15 protein-coding genes and 4 pseudogenes are annotated in these 22,101 nt (G+C 70.0%); 15 read left to right on the top strand and 4 right to left on the bottom strand.

What is annotated here, in order from left to right:
- The first annotated feature begins 103 nt into the window (after nucleotides 1-103).
- Complete coding sequence (locus QEG98_RS20290) at nucleotides 104-1,048, top strand: patatin-like phospholipase family protein (protein ID WP_316567766.1); 945 nt, start codon at nucleotides 104-106, stop codon at nucleotides 1,046-1,048.
- Here the strand turns inward: QEG98_RS20290 and QEG98_RS20285 are convergent.
- On the bottom strand, nucleotides 1,045-1,809 hold the full coding sequence (locus tag QEG98_RS20285) for a TVP38/TMEM64 family protein (RefSeq protein ID WP_316567765.1): 765 nt from the start codon (nucleotides 1,807-1,809) through the stop codon (nucleotides 1,045-1,047). The genes QEG98_RS20290 and QEG98_RS20285 overlap by 4 nt on opposite strands.
- Nucleotides 1,810-2,094: 285 nt before the next feature.
- Between QEG98_RS20285 and QEG98_RS20280 the strand changes: the two are divergent.
- The 7 genes and pseudogenes from QEG98_RS20280 to xerD all read left to right on the top strand — a co-directional run bounded on the left by QEG98_RS20280 (nucleotide 2,095) and on the right by xerD (nucleotide 8,125).
- Nucleotides 2,095-2,548: pseudogene (locus QEG98_RS20280) on the top strand (general stress protein).
- Between the two features lie 46 nt (nucleotides 2,549-2,594).
- Nucleotides 2,595-2,933: a hypothetical protein gene (locus tag QEG98_RS20275; protein WP_090494459.1), complete on the top strand. Its 339-nt coding sequence runs from the start codon at nucleotides 2,595-2,597 to the stop codon at nucleotides 2,931-2,933.
- A gap of 32 nt (nucleotides 2,934-2,965) precedes the next feature.
- Nucleotides 2,966-4,185: pseudogene (locus QEG98_RS20270) on the top strand (sodium:proton exchanger).
- On the top strand, nucleotides 4,182-5,480 hold the full coding sequence (locus QEG98_RS20265; RefSeq protein ID WP_141620956.1) for a cation:proton antiporter: 1,299 nt from the start codon (nucleotides 4,182-4,184) through the stop codon (nucleotides 5,478-5,480). The pseudogene QEG98_RS20270 and the gene QEG98_RS20265 overlap by 4 nt, the downstream one beginning before the upstream one ends.
- Nucleotides 5,481-5,533: 53 nt before the next feature.
- On the top strand, nucleotides 5,534-6,145 hold the full coding sequence (locus QEG98_RS20260; protein WP_090494453.1) for an L-threonylcarbamoyladenylate synthase: 612 nt from the start codon (nucleotides 5,534-5,536) through the stop codon (nucleotides 6,143-6,145).
- 22 nt (nucleotides 6,146-6,167) lie between these two features.
- Complete coding sequence (locus tag QEG98_RS20255) at nucleotides 6,168-7,148, top strand: hypothetical protein (RefSeq protein ID WP_316567764.1); 981 nt, start codon at nucleotides 6,168-6,170, stop codon at nucleotides 7,146-7,148.
- 45 nt (nucleotides 7,149-7,193) lie between these two features.
- Nucleotides 7,194-8,125, top strand: a pseudogene (xerD, locus tag QEG98_RS20250) (site-specific tyrosine recombinase XerD).
- Nucleotides 8,126-8,176: 51 nt separating this feature from the next.
- Here the strand turns inward: xerD and QEG98_RS20245 are convergent.
- Nucleotides 8,177-9,348, bottom strand: a pseudogene (locus tag QEG98_RS20245) (DUF4388 domain-containing protein).
- A 259-nt stretch (nucleotides 9,349-9,607) separates the two neighbouring features.
- Between QEG98_RS20245 and trpS the strand changes: the two are divergent.
- The 6 genes from trpS (at nucleotide 9,608) to QEG98_RS20215 (ending at nucleotide 19,125) form a co-directional block, all read left to right on the top strand.
- Complete coding sequence (trpS, locus tag QEG98_RS20240; RefSeq protein WP_090494446.1) at nucleotides 9,608-10,651, top strand: tryptophan--tRNA ligase; 1,044 nt, start codon at nucleotides 9,608-9,610, stop codon at nucleotides 10,649-10,651.
- Nucleotides 10,652-10,814: 163 nt separating this feature from the next.
- On the top strand, nucleotides 10,815-11,684 hold the full coding sequence (locus QEG98_RS20235; RefSeq protein ID WP_090494444.1) for a segregation and condensation protein A: 870 nt from the start codon (nucleotides 10,815-10,817) through the stop codon (nucleotides 11,682-11,684).
- Nucleotides 11,671-12,660 (top strand): SMC-Scp complex subunit ScpB, encoded by a 990-nt coding sequence (scpB, locus tag QEG98_RS20230; protein WP_090494442.1) that lies wholly within the window; start codon nucleotides 11,671-11,673, stop codon nucleotides 12,658-12,660. Before QEG98_RS20235 ends, scpB begins: the two co-directional genes overlap by 14 nt.
- 24 nt (nucleotides 12,661-12,684) lie before the next feature.
- A complete protein-coding gene (locus QEG98_RS20225) occupies nucleotides 12,685-14,865 on the top strand; it encodes a pseudouridine synthase (RefSeq protein ID WP_316567763.1) in 2,181 nt (726 codons plus the stop codon).
- A 79-nt stretch (nucleotides 14,866-14,944) separates the two neighbouring features.
- Entirely contained in the window at nucleotides 14,945-17,062 is a 2,118-nt protein-coding gene (locus QEG98_RS20220; protein WP_316567762.1) for a HEAT repeat domain-containing protein, read from the top strand.
- Nucleotides 17,062-19,125, top strand: a complete 2,064-nt coding sequence (locus QEG98_RS20215) for a cyclic nucleotide-binding domain-containing protein (protein WP_316567761.1) — start codon at nucleotides 17,062-17,064, stop codon at nucleotides 19,123-19,125. Before QEG98_RS20220 ends, QEG98_RS20215 begins: the two co-directional genes overlap by 1 nt.
- Before the next feature lie 2 nt (nucleotides 19,126-19,127).
- On the opposite strand, the gene QEG98_RS20210 is transcribed toward QEG98_RS20215, so the two are convergent.
- On the bottom strand, nucleotides 19,128-19,826 hold the full coding sequence (locus QEG98_RS20210; protein WP_316567760.1) for a hypothetical protein: 699 nt from the start codon (nucleotides 19,824-19,826) through the stop codon (nucleotides 19,128-19,130).
- 173 nt (nucleotides 19,827-19,999) lie between these two features.
- Here QEG98_RS20210 and QEG98_RS20205 point away from each other — a divergent pair, with 173 nt between their 5' ends.
- Nucleotides 20,000-20,836 carry a hypothetical protein gene (locus QEG98_RS20205; RefSeq protein ID WP_316567759.1) on the top strand — a complete coding sequence of 279 codons (837 nt, stop codon included), beginning with the start codon at nucleotides 20,000-20,002 and terminating at the stop codon, nucleotides 20,834-20,836.
- Between the two features lie 15 nt (nucleotides 20,837-20,851).
- Here QEG98_RS20205 and QEG98_RS20200 read toward each other — a convergent pair whose 3' ends face one another.
- A complete protein-coding gene (locus QEG98_RS20200) occupies nucleotides 20,852-22,099 on the bottom strand; it encodes an SLC13 family permease (RefSeq protein WP_316567758.1) in 1,248 nt (415 codons plus the stop codon).
- Between the last annotated feature and the right edge of the window lie 2 nt (nucleotides 22,100-22,101).

Here is a 22,101-nt window from a genome sequence, read left to right as displayed (position 1 = left end):
GACCCGAGGGACGGTGGACAAGGGCCCACGCCCCGGGGTGATTCCCGCCGCGCTGGCACGCACCTATCCATCTGCGCCAGGTCCATTTCAAAGGAGGCGTGCCATGAAGGATCGTCCCGCAACGCTCGTACTGTCCGGCGGTGGGGCCAAGGGAGCCTTCCATGTCGGCGCCGAGCGCGTCCTCCGGGAGGTCCACGGCTTCCGCTGGGAGCGCATCTTCGGCGTGTCCGTGGGTGCCCTGAACGCCGCGCTGCTGGCCCAGCACTCCTACCGGGCACTGAATGACATCTGGTTGAACATCCGCGAAGCGGACCTCTACCGGAAGCTGCCGTGGCCGCTCGTGGCCCTGCGCGTGGGCCTGTTCCGGAAGCTGGGGCTGTACGACAACACGCCCATGCGGGAGCTGATCCAGCGGCACCTCGCCGGACACCGCTTTCGGGTGCCCGCCCACGTGGGGCGCGTGTCCCTGGTCTCTGGCAACTACGAGCTGGTGCCCAGCGACTCGAGGGACTTCCTGGACGCCGTCTGGCAGAGCGCGACGTTGCCCATCCTCTGGGAGCCCGTCGGCGCGTCGGCCCAGGTCGACGGGGGCCTGCGCAACGCCACGCCCTTGGGGGATGCGCTGGCGTTCGGCCCGACGGAAATCGTCGTCATCGTCTGCTCACCGTCCCAGATCGAACGGGCGAAGCCGCCGGCCAATCTCCTGGAGGTGGCCACGCGCAGCCTGGCCGACATCACCCTCAACGAAATCCTTCTCAATGATGTGGATGCCTTCGTGCGCATCAACGACATCGTCCGTCAGGCCTACGACGCGGGGCTCACCGTGCGGCGTCCCGATGGGGTGCCCTACCGGTACTGTCGCATCACCGTCATCGAGCCCTCACGGCCCATGGGGGACATGTTGGACTTCGCGCCGGAGGTGATCCGGATGCGGCTGCGACATGGTGAGGAGATGGCCCGGGCCGTCTCGCTGCCCACGGGCGTGGGCCCAGGCGAGCGCGTGCAGCGCCGCGTGGAGCTCTTCCCGGAACCCCCCATGCATGCCTAGAACGCCGCGGGCTTGGCCGTCGCTTCGGAATGACCGATGGGGCGTCGCGCGGGCGGCGGCTCCGCGCGTGGCTTCAGCGCGTCTTCGTTGAGCTCCTTGTAGAAGCGCCGCCCGATGTAGCCGCCGAGCACCAGCGACACCACCAGGCCCGCGGCGGCGACCGCCGTCATCGTCGTGCGGCCCTGGGCCAGACCACTGCCGAGCTGCGCCGTGAGGAAGGTGCCTGGAAGGGTGCCAATCAAGACGCCGGCCAGCGTGGGCAGCAGCCGCGCGCCGCTCGCCGCCGCCGCCGCCAGCATCACGTCGGTGGGGCACAGCGGATTGATGCAGGCGGTGAAGGCGAAGAGGAAGTCATGCCGCCTCGCCGCCCGCACCAGTGCGGGGTACTTGCTGCCAGCCAGGCGCTTCATCAGCCCGGTGCCCAGCTTGCGCGCCGCCGCGAAAAGCAGCAGGCCCGACAGCAAGCCGCCCGTTAGTGAATAGAGGGTCGCTGCGAGCGTGCCAAACATCATCCCGCCCACGGCCGTCAGCAGCTGACCCGGAAGCAGTGTCACGGGCCGGATGGCAAGGAAGCCGATGTATGCAATGGGTGCCCACTTCCCGAAGGGCTCCAACCAACTGGCGAGGCGCTGCTGGTCGACGAAGTCCGGTCCGAGCAGCCGGAGTGCGACAAGCCCCCCCACTGAGACGAGCATCGGGGCCAACACCCGGAGCCAGGTCTTCACCGACTGCGCCACGCCGTACCTCCCCCGCGGCCCCACTTCCGCCGCGCCGTGGGCCTGAAAGTGAAGGTGGTTTCGGGAATCCGCAATGTGCAGTGGGGTGTTTCCAACATGAAAGCATCCGGCCGGGCAGCCCGCCGCCCGGTCCGAAAGCTCGGCAGGCGTTGCGAAACCCACGAAATCACAGGTGTTTTCGTGTGGCGTATCAGGCGTGAACGGCTGGCGGTGTACGGAGCTTGCTTGCATCGGGGCGCTTCCGTCCCAAGGTTTCAAGCAAGGGGCACCAAGGCGAGGGCTGGGGTAGTCACGAGAGGAGATAGGGAAATGTCGGACAAGGACAACAAGGGCAGCATGACGGTGGCCGAAGCGGGTCGGAAGGGTGGCGAGACGGTCCGGAACGAGCGCGGACGCGAGTTCTACGAGACGATCGGCCGCAAGGGCGGCGCCACGGTGAAGGCCGAGCGCGGTCGCTCCTTCTACGAGGAGATCGGCCGCAAGGGCGGCGAGACGGTGAAGGCCGAGCGCGGCGCCAAGTTCTACGAGGAGATCGGCAAGAAGGGTGGCGACCGGGTGAAGGCCACCCGAGGGCCGAACTTCTACGAGGAGATTGGCCGCAAGGGTGGGCAGAAGGTGAAGAAGCTCATCGAAGAGGGCAAGCGGGCCGCGCGGGCCGCCATGGCGGCGCAGGAGGGCGCGGCAGGTGCTCCGCCCCAGGAGGGTGCGGCGCCATCCACCCCCTTCTTCCGGAGAGCCGGCGGGGCCGGGTCAAAACGAGTAGCACCGCGAGCGTGGCGCCAGACTCGCGGACCGACTAAGAGGGCCGCGTGTACCTGGTCATCACGTTCCTTGAACAGTTGGAAGGAACCGAGCGGGCCATCCGCCGGCTCCGGGAGTTCGGTATCCCGGAGCCGTTGGTGGTGCGGGCTCGGAGCGCGGCGGCGGCGTTATCCGCCGAGGTCCCCGTGTTCGCGGGGCTCCGCAGTCTGGCGTTGGGCGCCGATGACGATCGCGTCATCCTGGTGAGCTTGTTGCCAGGCCTGCCCCCCGAGGAGATGGAACGGTTGGTGCAACGCGTCCAACTGGAAATGGACGCGGACGAGCCGCCCATGGGACGGCTGGTCGCCATGCCAGTGATTTCCGCGCCCACGCATCGCCGGTCGTGACGGGAAGCGTCCCGTCGTTATAAGCACGGGCTGTGCAAGCGCTGCTCGTCTTCCTATCCATCGCGGCGCTGTCGCTGCTCGCCTCCAGCCGTGCGCTGGACCCGGGGCGCTTTCCGGCGCTGGCGAGACTGGCGGCCAGCGGCTTCCTCTTCGTTCTGCTCGGCATCTTCCTGGGGCCTTCCGTGGCGGGGGTGCTCACCGAGCGGCACCTGGAGGCCATGCGCCCGGTGATGGCGCTGGGGTTGGGCACTGCGGGCGTGCTGCTGGGGCTGAACCTGGAGCCTCGGCTGCTGCGCCTGTTGCCGCGGTCCGTCTACCTGTCGGGGCTGGCGCACTCCGGAACGGCCTTCTTCTTCGTCGCGCTGCCATTGCTGGTGCCGCTCGTCTTCACGTCCGCCCGGGGCCTGCTCGGCGCGGTGGGCGCGGCGGCGATGTTGGGGGCGGCGGCCAGTCTTTCTTCGGGGCACTCGGCCGTGCTCGCGTGGCGCGCGGGGCGCCTGGACCGGGCGCGCGGCCTGGGCGTGGCGCTGCTCACCATGCTGGATGACGCGGTGGGTCTGGGCGTGCTGGCGCTGGCGTTGATCATCGGCGCCGCCAGCAACGTGGGCGAAGGCCTGGGGCTGGTGTGTCTGGCCTTGCTGCTGGGCGTCATGTGTGGGGCGCTGCTGGCCTTCCTCACGCATTCGTTGAAGGACCTGGCGGAGCTGACCACGGTGACGCTGGGCGGCGTGGTGCTGGTGAGCGGCGCGGCGGCGTACCTGCGGGTGTCGCCCTTGCTGGCGGGCGTGGCGTGTGGGGCGACGCTGGCGGTGGTGGGAGGCCGCACCTCGGAGCGCGTGGCGCGCGCGCTGGGCCGGGTGGAGCGGCCCGTGTTCCTGGTGCTCGTGTTCCTGGTGGGCTGCGCGGTGCATGCGCGGGACTACTGGGCCTGGGTGCTGATGCCCGCCTTCGTGGGCCTGCGCTTCCTGGGGAAGATGCTGGGGGCCGGTTCGCGCGGCGGTTGGCGCAGCAGACGCTCGTGCTGCCACCCCGGCTGGGCTACGCGCTGATCGCCCAGGGCGGCCTGGCGCTGTGCCTGGTGGCGGAGTACGGGATGCTCGTGCCGGGAGGGCTGTCGCGGCGCGTGCTGGACGTGGTGGTGATGGGCGCGGTGGTGAACGAGCTGCTGGCGGGCCAGGCCTTCCAGTACGTGGTGGACCCGCCCCGCAGCATGTCCGAGACCCCGGCTGACAGCGACAAGGTGGCGGCATGAAGGGCGCGGTCATCCGACTGCTGCTGTTGATGGTGCTCCTGGCCATCATCAGCCGGGCTCAGGTGCTCCGGGCGGACTCGGGGACACCAGTGATGCTGGCGGCGGGCGCGCTGCTGTTGTGCGGCCTGTTCGCGGGAAAGGTGGCCAAGGGCCTGGGCCTGCCTCGCCTCACCGGTTACCTGCTGGTGGGCGTGGCGGTGGGGCCCTATGCGCTGGGCTTCATCCCGAACGCGGGCGTGAAGGGGCTGGAGCTGGTGAAGGGGCTGGCGGTGAGCCTCATCGCGCTGGTGGCCGGCACGGAGCTCCGGTTGGGGCTCATCCGACGCGTGGGCGCGCGCGTGGCCTTGCTGTGCGCGGCCGTGTGCGGCGTCACCTTCCTGGTGTGCTTCGGGGCCACCTTCGCGCTCAAGCCCTTGCTGCCCTTCCTGGCGGACATGACGGTGCCCCAGGCGCTGGCAGTCAGCGCGCTGCTGTCCACGGTGGTGGTGTCGTTCTCTCCCACCGTCACCATCGCCATCGTCCAGGAGACGAGCGCGCGCGGCGCCTTCACGGAGTTCCTGATGGCGCTGGTCATCATCGGCGACTTGCTGGTGATGGTGGCCTTCGCGCTGGCCGCGGGCCTGACGAAGGCGAGCTTCGGCGGCGGGCTGGACGTGACGGAGCTGCTGGGCGGGGTGGGGTGGGAGCTGTTCGGCTCGGTGGTGGTGGGGCTGGTGCTGGCCGTAGGCATGCTCATCTACATGCGCGGCGTGAAGCAGGAGCTGCCGCTGTTCCTGGTGGGCTTGTGCTTCGCCGCGGCGGAAGGGGGCACGCGCCTGCACCTGTCGCCGCTGCTGGTGTCGCTGGCGGCCGGGGCACTCATCGCGAACCTGGACGAGCACGCGGGCGAGCGCATCCACAACGCCATCCAGCAGGCGGGGCTGCCCGTGTTCGCGCTCTTCTTCGCCGCGGCGGGCGCGGGGCTGAAGCTGGACTCCCTGCTGACGGTGGGGCCGGCGGCGATGTTGCTGGTCGCGCTGCGCGGCGTGGCCATCTGGCTCTCCTGCCGTCGCTTCGCCCCAGCGGACGACCCGCGGCTCAAGCGCTACCTGTGGATGGGACTCATCTCCCAGGCGGGCGTGACGTTTGGCCTGGCGGCCCTGGTGTCCAGGACATTTCCGACCTTTGGCCCCCAGGTGGAGGTGCTCATCGTCGCCATGATTACCGCCCACGAGCTGGTGGGGCCGGTCCTCACCCGGCGCGCCTTGGCGGCCTCCGGGGAGATCCGCGCGGACGACGCGCAGGGAACGGCATAGGCTGTCAGGCATCCACACCTTCAGCAGCAGTCACAGGAGGCACGGAGGACATCATGGCCGCACCCATCCTCGAGGTGGACACGGAGCACCCTTCACCCCGCCACATCCAACGAGCGGTGGAACTGCTGGGGCGCGGCGGCCTGCTGGCCTACCCGACGGACACGTACTTCGGGCTCGGCTGCGACTTGAGCTCCAAGAAGGGCATCGAGCGGCTGTACCAGCTCAAGGGACGCGACAAGAAGAAGCCCCTGTCTTTTCTCTGCCCCGACCTGTCGGACGTGGCCCGCTACGCGCACGTGAGCAACTTCGCGTACCGGACCATGAAGAGCCTCACTCCGGGTGCGTTCACCTTCATCCTGGAAGCGACGCGTCTGGTGCCGGACCTGATGATGTCCAAGCAGAAGCAGGTGGGCATCCGGGTGCCGGACTCGGCGCTCGTTCGCGAGCTGACCCGAGCCCTGGGCCGCCCTCTGGTGACGACCTCCGCGACCAATACGGAGGGTGAGCCCCTCACGGACGCAAAGGATATCAAGGAAGCGCTGGGCCACGGCCTGGACCTCATCCTTGACGGGGGCGTGACGCTCAATGAACCGTCGACCGTGATTTCACTCATCGGCGATTCACTTGAAATCCTCCGGCAGGGGAAGGGTAGGCTGGAGGACTAGAACCCGAGAATAGGGGGATTTCTTGGCACAGGGGGGAACACGGCCGAGCTCCGTGGATGCACCGGAGCAGGTCCCAGGGCTGCTCAAATTACTGCTGTTGCTCCTGTTCCGGCCGGTGGACCTGCACTACCGGCTGCGAGCCGCGGGCATCCGCGTTCCGGGCGCACGGCTGGGGACGTTGTGTCGCGAGCAGTCCGAGGGAGACCGGGCCACGGCCGTCTATGTCCGGCGCATGCTGCTGTTGCTGCTCGTCGGCGCGCCGGTGGTGACGCAGGTGCTGGGCCTGGCGCTCGTGACGGCGGGCCTGCCGCTGGAGCGAGGCTGGGTGTTGTCGGCGCTGTTCTGCTCGGCGGTGGGGCTGCTGGTGGCGCAGGTGTTGGGGCTGGCCGCGGGCGTCCTGCTGGGCTCGCTGTCCAGTCTGGCCACGCTGCTGGGGCTGCACGCCACGGCCGCGGATGCCTTCGGGCCGGAGCTGGGTGGGGTGGCGGGCATGGTGGTGGGGGTGTGCCTGGGGAGCGTGGCCGGGTTGGCGTGTGGGAGCATCAGCGGCATTGCCATTGGCCGGGGCCCCACCGTGGTGCGGGTCCAGATGGCGGCCATCCTCGCCAGCCTGACGCCGATGCTGCTCTGGAGTGGGACGACGAATCCGTCCTACGCCGGCGCGGTGGCCGCCAGTGCGTTGGTGGCCTTCCTGGTGAGTGCGTTCCGGCTGCCGCTCTATGCGCTGGAGGTGCTGGCGTCCGCGGTGGCGTATGCCGTGGAGCGCTGGACGGGGCGGCCCACGCTGGGCTGGGTGCCGGTGCGTCACCACAACCTCAGCTATCTGCCGCATCCCTTCCTGGGGCGGCATCTGGCGCTGGCGGTGCGCTCGCGGCCGGCGGAGGTGCTGGCGGTGGCGGATGCCTGCCTGCGCTCGCCGGGGAACATCGTGGTGGGCTGGCCGTGGGTGGTTCAGGCGCTGGAGTCGGCGTCGCCGGAGGGGGCGAGGGAGCCCCGGGCCTGAGCCGCTGAGTTGCCTCGCCGCGCGCCTCCGGTAGCCTGCGCGGCGATGGAAGGAATGCTCGACGCGTTCATCGCCTTCATCCGCGCGGAGCGCGGACTGTCCGGCAAGACGGTGGACGCCTACGCCGCCGACATCAACGTGTACTTCGAGGACCTGCGCTCCCGCGGCGTCTCCGACGTGACGCAGGCGCGGCAGGAGGACGTGTCCGCGCACCGGCCTCGCTGGGCAAGCGGGGCTTGGGCAAGCGCAGCCAGGCCCGTCACCTGGCGGCCCTGCGCGGCTTCCACCGGTTCCTCGTCGCCGAGCGCATGGCGGACAAGGACCCGACGGAGGACCTGGACACGCCCCGGTCGGCCCGGAAGCTGCCGTCGTTCCTCACCCTGGAAGAGGTCGAGCAGCTCCTGGCGGCCCCGGACGAGCGCACGTCCACGGGCGTGCGTGACAAGGCCATGCTGGAGGTGCTGTACGCCACCGGCCTCCGCGTGAGCGAGCTGTGTGGGCTGGGCATCAACGACGTGCAGCTCACGGCGGGCTATCTGGTGGCGAAGGGCAAGGGCGCCAAGGAGCGGCTCGTCCCACTGGGGCGCGTGGCCATCGAGAAGGTCCAGGCATACCTGGCGGAGTCCCGGCCAGCGGTGCTGGGGCGGCGCAAGTCCCAGGCGTTGTTCGTCACGCCGCGAGGTTCTGGCTTCACGCGGCAGGGCTTCTGGAAGCTGCTCAAGCGGTACGCGCTGAAGGCGGGCATCGTGAAGCCGCTGTCGCCCCACAAGCTGCGGCATTCGTTCGCCACGCACCTGGTGGAGCGCGGCGCGGACCTGCGCGCCGTCCAGCAGATGCTGGGGCACGCGGACCTCGCCACGACGCAAATCTATACCCACGTGAACGCCGCCCGGCTGCGGTCCGTGTACGACGAGTTCCACCCGCGCAGCGACGTCTTCGTCCCCAAGGCGAAGAAGACGCGGGCCGCCGCGCGGTAGGGGCGGTCCGGGGCCTCGGCGCCGTGGGCGGAACGTTCCGTCCGCTGGCGCTCAGCTCCCCACGCCGTGGATGGGGAGGCCGAACGGGTCCGTGTGGGCCCGCCGGGGCCCGCTCCCTGGCAGCGGGGCCACGCGAATCAGCCCGGACGCCATCAGGCGGTGCACCGAGCGGGACGCGGCGAGCTCGCCCATGGCCGCCGTGCGCAGGGCCTGCCGGATGCTCCGGCTGCCGCGCAGCTTCGAGTACAGGTACAGGTCATCCGCCGTCAGGTCGGGCGGGGTGGGGCGCGGAATCGGCTCGAACACCAGGCGCCCGTCGAGCGCGAAGAGTTCGTCACTGAGGGCCAGCGTCAGGCGGATCTCCGCCTCGCGGTACAGGGCGTGGGCTTCGGGGACGGGGCCTTGCTCCAGGATTTGCGCGGCCAGGGCGACGGCATGGTCATACTGGCCGGCTTCCAGGAAGCGCTTCACCAGGGTGAGCAGCTCCTGCAGCTCGGCGGCTTCACCCAATCGGGGGCCGAGGGCCTTGCGCGGGGCCAGTGCCCCCGCCGGTACAGGTGCAGCACCCAGCGCGCGGCGAAGAGTGGCGCCTCCCGGGCGCTCGCCAGCAGCTCTCCCAGCGTGGCGCCGCTCGCCGCCAGGTCCAGCAGGACGTCCTCTTCCTCCGAGTACGTCTCCACGGCGAACTCGCGGAAGACGCGGAACGTCGTGTCCATTCGGGGGAAGATGTCGCGGAACATGCTCCACTCGCGCTGCCGCGACACCGCGTCACGGTGCAGGGTGGACAGCGACAGCTTGAGCCCAATGGCCCGGGCTGAGGGCGGCAAGCCAGGGGTGAACCCCACCTCGCCGGACTCCCAGGCGTAGCAGTCGAACAGGGACTCGCGCGCCTTGTGCTCCAGGGCCTCGATGAGGCGGGGCAGCTCCACGAAGCAGCGCTGGACCAGGAAGGTGCCGTAGGGCATGCCCGCTCCCTCGGCCGCTTCGAAGGCCGCCGCGGCGCGGGGGGCGTCCAGGATGCGGAGGTTCACCAGGATTTGGGCCAGGTGCTCGCGTGGGTCGTTGGAGCTCTCGCCCACCAGGTAGCCGTCCTTGACGTGGAAGCAGCGCCGCACCGCGCCACGTTCCACGCTCAGCACCCCTTCAACCCCGGGCGCGCTGAACAGCGGCGGCATCACCAACTGCAAGCGATAGTTGGCGAGACTTCCGTTGAATGGCTCCATGCCGGTGCTTCCTCCAAGGTGGGTTGGCCCGCGTGAGGAACCCCCAGGGTACCGGCGCACCCCACTGTGATTCAATTGCAAGTGCCTGAATTTGCTCAGGGTTTCCTGGCGGGACGCAAAGTTCCAGGGAGAGTCCGTCTTGACTTCGGATACTGAACGGGCGCAGGACACGGGCAACGGACGGTTGCAGGGCCGCGTCGGGTGTGCGAACGAGCCCCGTCCGATTCCCGATTCCGCCCAACCGAATCAGAGCGAGTCCATGCGAATTCTTTCAGGAGTGCAGTCGTCCGGCAGGCTGCACATCGGCAACTACTACGGCGCGCTCCGCCAGTTCGTGCAGCTCCAGGATGAAGGCGAGGGGTACTACTTCATCGCCAACCTGCACGCGCTCACCACCGTGAGGGATCCCAAGGCCGCGCTGGCGCTGACGCGCGAGGCCGCCATGGCCTACCTGTCGCTGGGGTTGGATCCGAAGAAGGCCGTGCTCTTCCGGCAGAGCGACGTGCGCGAGGTGCTGGAGCTGTACTGGATTCTGGGCACCGTGACGCCGCACGCGCACCTGGAGCGGGCCCACAGCTACAAGGACAAGGTGGCCAAGGGCATCAGCCCGGACTTCGGCCTCTTCGCCTACCCGGTGCTGATGGCCGCCGACATCCTGCTCTACAGCGCGGACTTCGTCCCGGTGGGCAAGGACCAGATTCAGCACATCGAGTTCGCGCGCGACTGGGCGGTGAAGTTCAACACCCAGTACGTGCCCGGCTACGACCCGGCCGACCCGGAAGGCAAGGAGCGGGGCCATGCGCCCGGCATCCTCAAGCTGCCCGCGGCGCGCATCCAGGAGACCACCCAGACGGTGCCCGGCGTCGACGGACAGAAGATGTCCAAGTCCTACGGGAACACCATCGAGCTGTTCGGGGACGAGAAGGAAATCAAGAAGCGCATCATGTCCATCAAGACGGACTCGACGCCGGTGGACGCGCCCAAGCCGCTGCCCACGCAGTCGCCGCCGCCCGGGCTCGTCAGCGATGCGCCGCTCTACGACTTGCTGAAGCTGATGCTTCCCGAGTCCGAGTTTGCCGAGGTGGACGCCACCTGGAGGGCAGGCGGGAAGGGCTACGGCGACTACAAGAAGAAGCTCCTGGAGGCCTACCATGCGGCCTTTGGCCCGGCCCGTCAGCGGTACGCCGAGCTGGCGGCCGACCCGGGCGAGGTGGAGCGCATCCTCCAGGACGGCGCCAGCCGGGCCAGGGCCGAGGCGAGCCGCCTCATGGACCAGGTCCGCAAGGCCGTGGGCGTCCCATGAGTCCGTGTGCCTGAACGGGCTTTCACTGCCGATTGTTTGACCCTCCTGGGGGGCACTGGTATGGGTGTGTGTCCTCCAGGCTCGTGCCCGCTGCCTAAGAAAGTCGGGCCCTTACGCGATGACGCGCCCCCACCCACACCGTTGACGCCATCCAGGACATCCGGTGAGTGAGGACCGTCGCTCGCCGACCGATGAGGCCCCTCGTGAAGGGGAGTTGCCGCGGAGTCCTGGCGACAACTTCCGCATCGCGTTGCCCAATTTCGAAGGTCCGCTGGACCTGCTGCTCCATCTCATCAAGGAGCATCGGGTCGACATCTTCGACATTCCGCTGGCGCTGATTACGGAGAAGTACCTCGAGCACCTGGAGCGGATGCGGGAGATCAACCTCGACATCGCCGGGGAGTTCCTGGTGATGGCCTCCACCCTGGCGCACCTCAAGAGCCGCATGCTGCTGCCCCGGCAGGACGTCGTCTCGGCGCAGGAGGGGGCGGAGGTGCTCGCGGTCGCCGAGGAGACCGAGGACCCGCGCGCGGAATTGGTGCGGCGCCTGCTGGAGTACCAGAAGTACAAGGACGCCGCTGAACAGCTCGCCACGCAGGACCTGCTCGGCCGCGACGTCTTCGCCCGCAACGTCCCGGTGGAGGCGGTGCCCATCCCCGAGGAGGAGGTGGGGCTCCAGGAGTTCAGCGTCCTCAAGCTGGTGGAGGCGCTCGACCGGGTGCTGGAGCGGTTGCAGCCCAAACTGCAGCACGAGGTGGTCCGGGAGCGCGTGACGCTGTCCGAGGCCATCCTCCGCGTAGTAGAGCGCCTGCGCCCGCATGGACAGGTTCTGTTCGAGAGCTTGTTCACGGAAGAGGAAACCCCGTCGCGACAGGAGGTGGTCATCACCTTCCTGGCCATCCTGGAGATGGTGAAGCGGCGGCTCATCCGGGTGGTGCAGGACGAGCCGCTGGGGCCCATCCTGCTGCTGCCCAACGGGGACGCGCTGGAGAAGCTGGCTCCCACGGAGGTCGACGACAGTGACTACCGGTAGCAACGGACCGCAAGACGAGACTCCCGAACCGGGCACGCCCGGTGGCCCTGGCCCGTTCTCCGAAGAGGAAATCGCTGCTGTCACGGGCCCCGGCCCGGCGGATGAGCTGGACGAACTGGAAGCGGCCTCCATCGAGGAGGACTCGGACGAGGCGCCTCCAGACCTGGAGACGTCCTTTGAGAAGCTCCTCTCCAAGAGCCGCAAGCTGTCCACGGACCGCATCCGCACCGTCATCGAGAGCGTGCTCTTCGTGGCGGAGCGTCCGCTGTCGGTGGACGAGCTGTACATGGCCACCGGCATCGAGCGGGAGCTCATCGCCGAGGCCCTCAACCAGCTCTCCGGCATCCACCGCGACGGCATCAGCGGCATCGTGCTGTACGAGGTTGCGGGCGGGTGGCAGTTCCGGACGGACCCGCATTCGGGTGAATATGTCCGGCGTTACCTGCGGGTGAAGCCACAGCGGCTGACCCGTGCGGCGGTGGAGACGCTGGCCATCATCGCGTACCGGCAGCCGGTGACCCGGCCAGAAATCGAGGACATCCGCGGCGTGGACTGCGGCGCGGTCATCAAGGCGTTGATGGACCGCAAGCTGGTGAAGATCCTGGGCAAGCGTGAAGAAGTGGGGCGGCCCATCCTCTACGGAACGTCGCGCGAGTTCCTGGAGTTCTTCGCACTGAAGGACCTGTCTGCCCTGCCCACGCTGCGTGAGTTCCACGAGCTGACGCAGGAGCACCGGGAGATCGTCGAGAAGGAAGACAAGCCGGCGCCCCCGGCTGCGGGGACGGTGGAAGCGCTGTCGGACCCGGCATTCACGAAGCGGATGGAGAAGAGCGCGGCGGCCAGTGAAGCCGCGCTAGAGGACCTGGAAGAGGCCATGGCGGCCGCGGACCGGACACAAAAGGTCAGCTCCAGCGTCCTGGACACGACGCCCCCGAAACCCGAGACGGGTGATACGACGGGGCCCAAGCCCGAGTGACGGGCAGCATGGAAGAAGGATGGTATGGCGGCCGAACGACTACAGAAGTACCTGGCCCGCGCGGGAGTTGCTTCGCGCCGGCATGCAGAAGAGCTGATTACCGCGGGCCGCGTCGCGGTGAACAACAAGACGGTGACGGAGCTGGGCAGCCGGGTGGAGCCCGGCACCGACCTGGTGACGGTGGACGGGACGCTCGTCACGCCTCCGGATGAATCCTCCTACTTCCTGCTCTACAAGCCCGTGGGCGTCGTGACGACGCTGTCGGATCCGCAGGGCCGGCCCACGGTGGCCAACTACGTGGAAGAGACGGGCAAGCGTCTGTTCCCGGTGGGCCGTCTGGACTACGACGCAGAGGGCGCGCTGCTGTTCACGGATGATGGGGCGCTGGCGCACAAGCTGACGCACCCCAGCTTCCAGGTGCCGCGCACCTACCTGGCGAAGGTGAAGGGCGCTCCGGACACGGCCACGCTGGACAAGCTGCGCGGCGGCGTGCGGCTCGAGGACGGCATGGCCACGCCGGTGTCGGTGAGCGTGTTCGAGGCGGCGGAGCGGAACACCTGGCTGAAGATTGTCGTGGCGGAAGGACGCCCGCACCTCATCAAGCGGCTGTGCGCGGCGGTGGGGCACCCGGTGGTGCGCCTGTTCCGTCCGTCCTACGCCGGCGTGGGCGTGGAAGGCCTGCGCCCCGGTGAGCTGCGCCCGCTCAAGACGAGCGAGGTGGAGCTGCTGAACGCGGTGTCGGATGGCAAGGCCGCGCCGCCGACGGGGGAGCTGAGGCTGCCTCCGCGCCGGCATGGCCGGGCGGCTCCGGGCTTCGACTCGGACGATGAGGCGGAGCTGTCCATGGATGATGATGCGCCCGTGGCCGCCAAGCCCGCGCGCAAGGCGCCGGCCCGTGCGGCCAAGGCCGCGTCCGCGGGTGGTTCGAGCCTGGCACGTTTCGGTCGGCCCAAGGCGGGTTCGGCCGAGGGCAAGCCCGCGCGCCGTTCGTTCGGTGGCGATGAGGGCGCGCCGCGTGGCCGTTCCTTCGGCGGTGACAAGGCTGGCGCGCCGCGTGGCCGCTCATTCGGTGGTGACGAGGGCAAGCCCGCGCGCCGTTCCTTCGGCGGTGACGAGGGTAAGCCCGCGCGTCGTTCCTTCGGTGGAGACGAGGGTAAGCCCGCGCGTCGTTCCTTCGGTGGAGACGAGGGTAAGCCCGCGCGTCGTTCCTTCGGTGGAGACGAGGGCAGGCCCGCGCGTCGTTCCTTCGGCGGTGATGAGGGCAAGCCCGCGCGTCGTTCTTTCGGCGGTGATGAGGGCAGGCCCGCGCGCCGTTCCTTCGGTGGTGACGAGGGCAAGCCCGCGCGCCGTTCCTTCGGTGGTGATGAGGGCAGGCCTGCGCGCCGTTCCTTCGGCGGTGACGAGGGCAGGCCCGCACGCCGTTCGTTCGGTGGCGATGAGGGCGCACCGCGCGGCCGGTCCTTCGGCGGTGACAAGGCAGGCGCTCCTCGGAGCCGTGGTCCGGGCCGCGCCTTCGGTGGTGACGAGGGCGGCGCGCCGCGGAGCCGTGGTCCGGGCCGCTCCTTCGGCGGCGATGCGGGCAGCGGTCCGCGTAGCCGTGACACGGGCGCTCGCGGTGCGGGGCGCGCATTCGGTGGTGCCGGCGGCGCCCGTCGCTCCTTTGGCGGTGACGAGGGCGGAGCCCCCAAGAGCCGTGGTGCGGGTCGTCCGGATCGCCGCGAGTGGAGCGCGGGCGGAGACGCCGCGCCGCGGACTCGCGCACCGCGCGCGGGTGGCGAAGGCCGTCCGGAGCGCAAGTCGTGGGGGCTGGCGGCGGCGCCAGCCGTGCCCCGCGGGGTGAAGGCCGTCCGTACTCGCCCCGTTCCGGAGGCGCGGGTGCGGGCCGCCCGGAGCGCCGTGAGTGGAAGCCTCGCGCCGAAGGGGCAGACGCTCCGCGTGGCCGAGGTGGTCCTCGCCGTGAGGGCTCCGAGGGCGGACGCCCCGCACGCAGCACCTGGACGCCCACCGACGAAAGCGGGAATCCCCGTGAACGCGTCGTCCGGGCCGGGGCTCGCAAGGGTCCTCCCGCCGAGAAGTCCGGCGGATTCCAGGACTGGGGCAAGAAGAAGGAGCGGGCAAGCGCCCCGAGTTGGAGCAATGAGCGTCCCCGAGGCGGCGCGGGCCGGCCGCCTCCCCGGGGGCCTCGCCGTCCGCGTTGATACATGACGCGGTGGATTGGGCGGGAATCGAGGGGGATTGATATAACCGGCGCCAACTCCTACACCGTTTCCCTCACCGGAGACCGATGCGAACCGGCGCACGCCCCCTCATTCTCGCACTTGCCCTGCTCCTCGGCTGCAACGGCAGCAGGGACCAGCTTCTCGCGGACCTCCAGAGTCCTCGTCCGGAGGTCCGCGCGCTCGCGGTGAAGAAGCTGGCCGGGCAGGGCAACCCGGATGACCTCGTCCTCTTCACCCGCGCGGCGAAGGACTTCGCCGCCATCGTCCGGGCCGAGGCCGCCGTGGCGCTGGGAGAGAGCCAGGACGCCCGCGTCGTGGACCTCCTGGGCGAATTGCTCGAGGACCAGGACGAAGAGGTCCAGGGCCGCGCCGCCATGGCGCTGTCCAAGGTGAACAACGAAAAGGCCAAGGCGTACCTCACGCTCCAGTACGGACGGCGGGGCCGGGCCACGCGTCAGGTCATCGTCCAGGCCCTGAAGAACGCCAACGTTCCAGGGGCCATGGCGGAGGTGGTCGCCGCCGAGGCCCGCTCCCAGTGGGACCGCAACCAGCTCGCGTTGACCGAAGGCGCGTTGCCCGAGCGCGTGGGCGCCGCCGAGGAGCTGGGCAAGAGCGGCCGTCCCGACGCCGTCAACCGGCTGCTGCCCTTGGTTCGCGACAGCCAGGTCATCCTCGCCGCCGCCGCCGTGCGCGGGCTGGGGGACGCCGGCGACAAGCGCGCGGTGAGCCCCATCGCGCTGCTGCTGGAGGAGAACTTCCCCGAGCTGCGCGAGTCCGCCATCCACGCCCTGATGAAGCTTCAGGATCCGGTGGCCACGCAGCGCCTCCAGTTGGTGGCGGTGGAGAAGAGCGCCGTCAGCCCGCTGGCCATCGACGCCATCGTGTCCTTCCCCCGAACGCCGCAGACGGATGCTGCGCTGTGCGCCATCGTCATGGAGGGCGCACCGGCGGAGGCGCTCGTCGCGGGCCGGAGCATGCGCTCACGCGGCGGCTGTCCGGTGGACGCCATTGGCGAGCGGCTGGCACGTCCGGCCACGGCCGCCAGCGGCCTCCAGGCCGTCGAGGGGCTGGGACCCGCGGCGCTGCCGCTGCTCGGCAAGGTGGTGCCGTGGCTGAGCCATCCCGACGCCACGCTGCGCCTGCTCGCGGTGGAGGCCGTGGCGGAGGTGGGGGATGCCTCCGTGGTGCCCGCGTTGCAGAAGCTCTACGAGCAGGAGGTCAAGGGACTGGAAGCGCTGCGCGCCGACTGGGTGACCCAAGCGCTCCCGGAGAAGTTCGGCGTGGGGTTCGACCCTTCGACCATGCCGCCCCCGTCCACGCCTGGCCTGAAGGATGATCGGCCGTCGCGGCACGCGGACCTGCTGGGGCGGGTGAAGGAGCTCAATGCCGCCCGGGTGCGTGAGTCCGGGCGGGACGTGGTGCGGCACCGCGTGCCCACCGAGCTGTACGACGACGTGGCGCCGGAGCGGCTGGTGCCGCTGGCGACGCTGCTGCGAGCGTTGGGGGCGCTGAAGGCGCCCGGCGCCCTGGAGCTGCTCACCGGCTACACCCAGGATTCCAGCGCCGCGCTGCGCGTGGCGGCCCTGGTGGGACTGGCGCGGCTGGGCCCCGAGGGCGTCAACGTGGCCAAGGCCGGGCTCGTCGAGCCGGACCGCGACCTGCAGAAGGCCCTGGCCCAGGCGCTGGCGGAGGCCGGCGAGGCGGGGCAGGCCGCGCTCATCGAGGTGCTGCCGAAGATGGGGAGCGAGAAGCTGCTGGTGTTGGATGCGCTCACGCGCGCCGGCGCTGTGCCGGGCTCTGCTTCCGCGCAGCTCCAGGCCGTTGTGCGCGAAGGTGGACCGGAAGCGGCGCTCGCGGCGGCCCTGCTGGGACGGATTCAGGCGAAGGACGCCGTGCCCACGCTGGTGAAGGCGTTGGACGAGCCCAACAGCGTGGCCCGCCGCGACGTGCTGCTGGCGCTGGGGAGCATCGGCGACGCGCAGGCGGCGGACGCGGTGGCCAAGGACCTGTTCCACGACCTGCCCGAGATTCGCGCCGCGGCGGCCTCGTCGCTCCGGAAGCTGGGCAGCGCCGAGCACGCGGACCAGTTGGAGGCCCTCAAGGCGGACTACTTCCGGACGGTGCGTGAGGCCGCGGGCGCCGCACCGGCGTCCGCGAGCACCGCGTCGGAGGGTGCTCGCTGATGGAGTTGCGCAAGCTCAAGGACAAGGCGTCCGAGGCATTCACCAAGGGACGCTTTTCCAAGGCGGCGGAGCTCTACGAGGACTACTGCCGGGCCGAGCCCAAGGACCATCAGTCACGCCTGCGCTCCGGGGATGCCTGGGTGAAGGCGGGGCAGCGGGACCGGGCCATCTCGGCGTATCAATCCGCCGCGGAAGGCTTCGCGCGCGAGGGGTTCCTTCCGCGCGCCATCGCCGCGAGCAAGCTCATCCTCGAGATGGACCCCGCGCACCGTGGCGTGCAGCAGATGCTCGCGGACCTGTACGCGCGCCGGGGAACGCCCATGGGCGCACGGGCCCGGGGCCCGATGAGCAGCGCGTCGTCCGTGACGGTGAAGACGTCCTCCGAGCCTGCTGGGGCGTCGCGCCCGCCCGAGACAGTGCGCGCGTCCGGCGCCGCCATTGATGTGGGGGAGGCAGAGGACAGTGCTTCGCCAGCCCCGTTGGAGGCCGGCGGTCCCGCGGTGGACCTGTCCGCGGAGCTGCCTCCAGAGCTGTTGTTGTCCACCGAGGCGTCCACGCGTGGCACCGAAGAAGTCGTCCACTCGGTCGAGGTAGGACTGGCGTCGGAAGAGGGGACCGCAGGCGTGGAGTTGACGCTGGACCTGGAGCCCGTCGTGGCGGCCTCAATCCCGCCCGCGATGGCCATCCGTGAGCCAGAAGCGCCGCCGCTCGCGACCCGGATTCCCGCTGTTCAACCCGGAGGCGCGCGTCCGGCGACGAGCGCGTTGCCGCCAGGACTGGCACCCCGCGCGTCGCAGCGGCTGCCCGCGGTGGGCGCTGCTCGCGCGCCCGAACCCGCGCCGTCCGCACCGCCACGGTCCGTCTCGAACAGCGGCCGCTGGCAAGCCCTGTCGTCGCCCATCACCACGCAGGCAGCGCCCGCCGCTGCTGAAGCCGCGGCCTCCTCCGCGCCCCCAGGACTTCGGGCGCGCCGTGCCGACCCACCGGTCCCCGCGGGCGCCACCGCGCTCCCGGGCCACGACCTGTCACCCGCGCTGGGCGCCTCCTTCCGGACGGCGACGCTTCCGTTCTCCTTCACCGAGTTGGAGCTGGAAGCCGACTCCCTGTTGCACGCGGTGGAGCTGGCCGCACAGGCGGGCTTGGATCGACAAGGCCTGAGGGGCACGTCCATCAGCGACGGCCTCGAGGATGAGATCTACAGCCTGACGGAGGAGGTCCCTCCCGAAGCGGGCTCCCTGGACGCGCTGCCCACGATTCCGCTCTTCTCGGATTTGCCTCGCGACGCCTTCATCGAGCTGTTCGAGCGCTGCCCGCTGCGCCGCTTCGGCCCGGGCGAGCGAATCATCGACCAGGGCAGCCACGGCGATGCTTTCTACGTCATCTGCGAGGGCGCGGTGCGCGTCTTCCGGACGGAGGAGGGCCAGCGCCAGGACATCGCGACGCTCGAAGGAGGCACCTTCTTCGGAGAAATGGCCCTGCTGTCCGGCGCGGCGCGCACGGCCTCGGTGGAGTCCGCGTCCGACGACACCCAGCTCCTGGAGATCTCCGCCAGCGTGCTAGGCGAGCTCTCGGGAAGCCACCCGCAGGTGGCCCAGGCCCTGAAGAAGTTCTGCCGGCAGCGCATGCTGACGAACGTGATGAACACGTCGGAGCTGTTCCGCCTCTTCGGGCGGAAGGACCGGCGCGCGCTCGTGGAGCGCTTCCGCTCCCGGGACGTGGAGCGTGACACCGTCATCATCCGTGACGGCGACGCGACGGACGGCCTCTACGTGGTCCTGTCCGGCGAGGTGGAGGTGCGCAAGGACGGCCACCTGCTGACGCAGCTCCGAGAAGGGGACGTGTTCGGAGAGATTTCCCTGCTCCAGAAGACGCCTGCCACCGCGACCGTCACCGCCACCCGGCACACCACGCTGCTGCGGTTGCCGCGCGCCGACTTCGACGCGCTCATCTCCAGCCACCCGCAGATCCTGGCCCTGATCTCCAACCTGAGCGATGAACGGCTCCGGCGCACGCAGCGCGTGCTGACCGAAGCCGGCGTCGAGGAAGACCTCATCCTCGTCTGAGGTCAGCGCACCTTGGCGAGGTAGTCGTCTCGCGTCACCAGGCCGCGCGTCTCCAGGAGCTCCAGCATGGCCCGCAGCGAGCGGGCCTGCTGGGCCACCATCCGCTCCAGCCCCGCCACCTGCTGCGTCAGCTCCTCCACGCGCTGGGTGAGATCCGTCTCACGGCCGGGCTGCGCCAGGGTCGCCGAGGCCGCGCGCACGGCCATCGACACGGGAGCGCTTTCGGCCGGGGGCGCCAGCTCGAAGGTGGGCTCGTCCATGCCGAAGGACAGCGGGGTCGCCGTCGTGGAGGTGACCTCCCCGTGGTAGTGGCGGCGGATGGCGCGCTCGATGGACGACGCGCTCGAGACGACCACCTGGATGCGCTGGCCACAGTGGAAGGCCAGCTCCTGGAACGCCTCCACGTTGGTGGGGTCGGCGGTGGCGACGGTGAGGGTCTTCGTCGCCGGATCCGCGGCGATGGGAAAGACGGTGTAGCGCTCGGAGATGTCCGCCCGGAGCGCCTGCAGCGCCACCGCGGACGCAGTGTGCTGCTCCAGATCCACCGTGGGAATGGCGAGCTGCCGCGACAGGGCGTGGACCATGGAGCTTTCGTCCACGTACCCCATCTGCACCAGGGTGAGGCCCAGCTTGCCGCCCCATTTGCGTTGTTCCGCGAGGGCGGAGCGGAGCTGGGTTTCCGAGAGGAGCCCGGCGTCCATGAGAATCTCCCCAAGCCGGCGTTTGCGGCCCGGGAGCGAGACAGAAGGTGTGACAGGCGGCTGTTTCACAGCCGTGAAGCATAGCAGCCAGTCAGGCACGACCGCAGACCCGCCAACACCCAGGAGGCCGGGGAGGAGCGTGAGGGACGGGAATGGGGTAGAACAGTCCCTCCATGACGCAACGGATACTGCCGTTTCTCGCACTGCTGCTGGCTTCGGGCTGTGCGTCGCAGCGCCTGGCTGGCGCGGACCTGGACCGCGTCCAGCGTCCGGCCTTCATCTCCCGCATCGAGGACGGGGCCGGCCCCAAGAGCCACGTGTTCCGCGAGGACTCGGCGTACCGGAACAAGCTCAAGAAGCTGGAGCCGGTGGAGGCGGACCGGCGGCTGACGGTGAAGCTGCTTCAAGCCGTCACGCGCTTCGAGATCTCCGAGCGCCTCCGGGTCACCACGTTGTCGCAACTGCCGCGTGAGTTCCCGTGGACGCACGTGGTGGACCCCGCGCGGGTGGCCTCGGTGCTGGAGAGCTTCCTGGTGGAGGAGGTGCCGGCCAACGCGCCGGACTACGACCTGGTGGCGTCGCTGGGCGCGGACACCATCGTCGAGTTCGTCATCCAGGACTACGGCATGCGCAGCGAAGACGGCCGCGCGGGCGCGTACCTGCGAGGCTATGGCCGCATGTTCACCCTGGACGGGCGCACGGAGGTGTGGCGCCGCCCGTTCGCCATGGACCAGGTGGCCGAGGGCAAGGAGCACCTGGACCCGTTCAAGGTGGGCAAGGACCCGTCACTCTTCCGCGCGGCGATGACGTCCATGCTGGACGAGGTGGCGCGAATGTTCGTGAAGGACCTGACGCCCACCGACCGCGGTGGCGCGCCGCCGCCCCGGGCTTCCGCGGCGGCTTCGGACGTGGTGCCCGGCAAGGCGGGCGCCTCGGCTCCGGCACCCGAGGCGACGAAGCCTCCGGAAGACGAGCTGGCGCCCGGCGAGCTGCCGGACCCCGACCCCTGAGTCACACGGCCTGCTTCAGAACAGCGCGTGCTCCACCAGGAGCACGCTCAGCCCGACGACGAAGCTGACGAGCGTCACCGGGAGGCCCACGCGGAGGAAGCGGAGGAAGCTCATGTTGACCTTCCCGCGCGCGGCCTCGAACACGATGAGGTTGGCCACGCTCCCCACCAGCGTGAGGTTGCCCGCCAGCGTGGAGCCCAGCGCGAGCACGTGCCAGCCCAGCTCCACGTCGTGCAGCGTGGGCACCCACGTCCGCGCCAGCATGACGAAGGGCACGTTGCTGAACAGGTTGGACGCCACCAGCGTCAGCCCCGCGAAGCCCAGCGTCTCCCGCAGGGGCGGGCCCGCCATGAGGGGCTCGAACAGGACGCGGATGTCCTCCGCGTAGCCGTGCTTGTTCACGCCATAGACGACCACGAACAGGCTGGCGAAGAAGAGCAGCAGCACCCAGTCCACGCGCTCCAGCGCCTCGCGTGGCTCGCGGCGGGCCAGGGCCATCACCAGGGCCGCGCCGGCCAGGGCGCTCCAGCTCATGGGCAGCCCGGCGAAGAAGGCCACGACAACCCCGGACAGCACCGTCAAGGTGAGCGCCATCATGCCCCGGTCCACGGGCGGAGGCGGAGGGTTGGGCTCGAATTGCTTCACGGGCAGGTCATGCCGGAACAGGTACAGGAGTCCGGCGGCGACCACCGCGGTGGAGAGCAGGGCAGGCAGGGCCATGTACGCCGCGAAGCTGGCGTAGGACAGCCCGGAGGCCCCCTGGATGAGCATGTTCTGCGGGTTGCCGGTGAAGGTCGCCACCGAGCCGCTGTTGCTGCCCATGCACACCGCGAGCAGGTACGGAGCCGGCGGCAGGCGCGCGTCCTCCACGGTGGCCAGCACCAGGGGCGTGAGCATCAAGCACACGGTGTCATTCACCAGGAACGCGGACAGCGCGGCCGAGATGAACGTCACGGCGAGCAGCAACCGCCGGGGCGTGTGCGCCTTGCGCACGGCCCACGCGCCCGCGGTGCGGAAGAAGGACGCCTGGGACATGTACGCCGCCAGCAGCATCATCCCCAGCAGGAGGACGATGGTGTCCGCGTCGATGGCGTGACGGTTCGCGTCGGCGCTGTGGTTGTAGACCTCGGCGGGAGTGACGACGCCGAAGACGACCATCAGCACGGCGCCCAGCAGCGCGCCCCCGGGGCGGTCCAGCTTCAGGTACGGAAGGCGCGCACCGGCGATGAAGACGTAGGTGAACAGGAAGATGGCGAGGGCCACGG

Origin of the sequence: Myxococcus sp. MxC21-1 (assembly GCF_032612255.1) — a bacterium.
Lineage (GTDB): Bacteria > Myxococcota > Myxococcia > Myxococcales > Myxococcaceae > Myxococcus > Myxococcus virescens.
The sequence above is the reverse complement of the archived record's forward strand: the minus strand, read 5'-3'. Positions and strand labels throughout refer to the sequence as shown.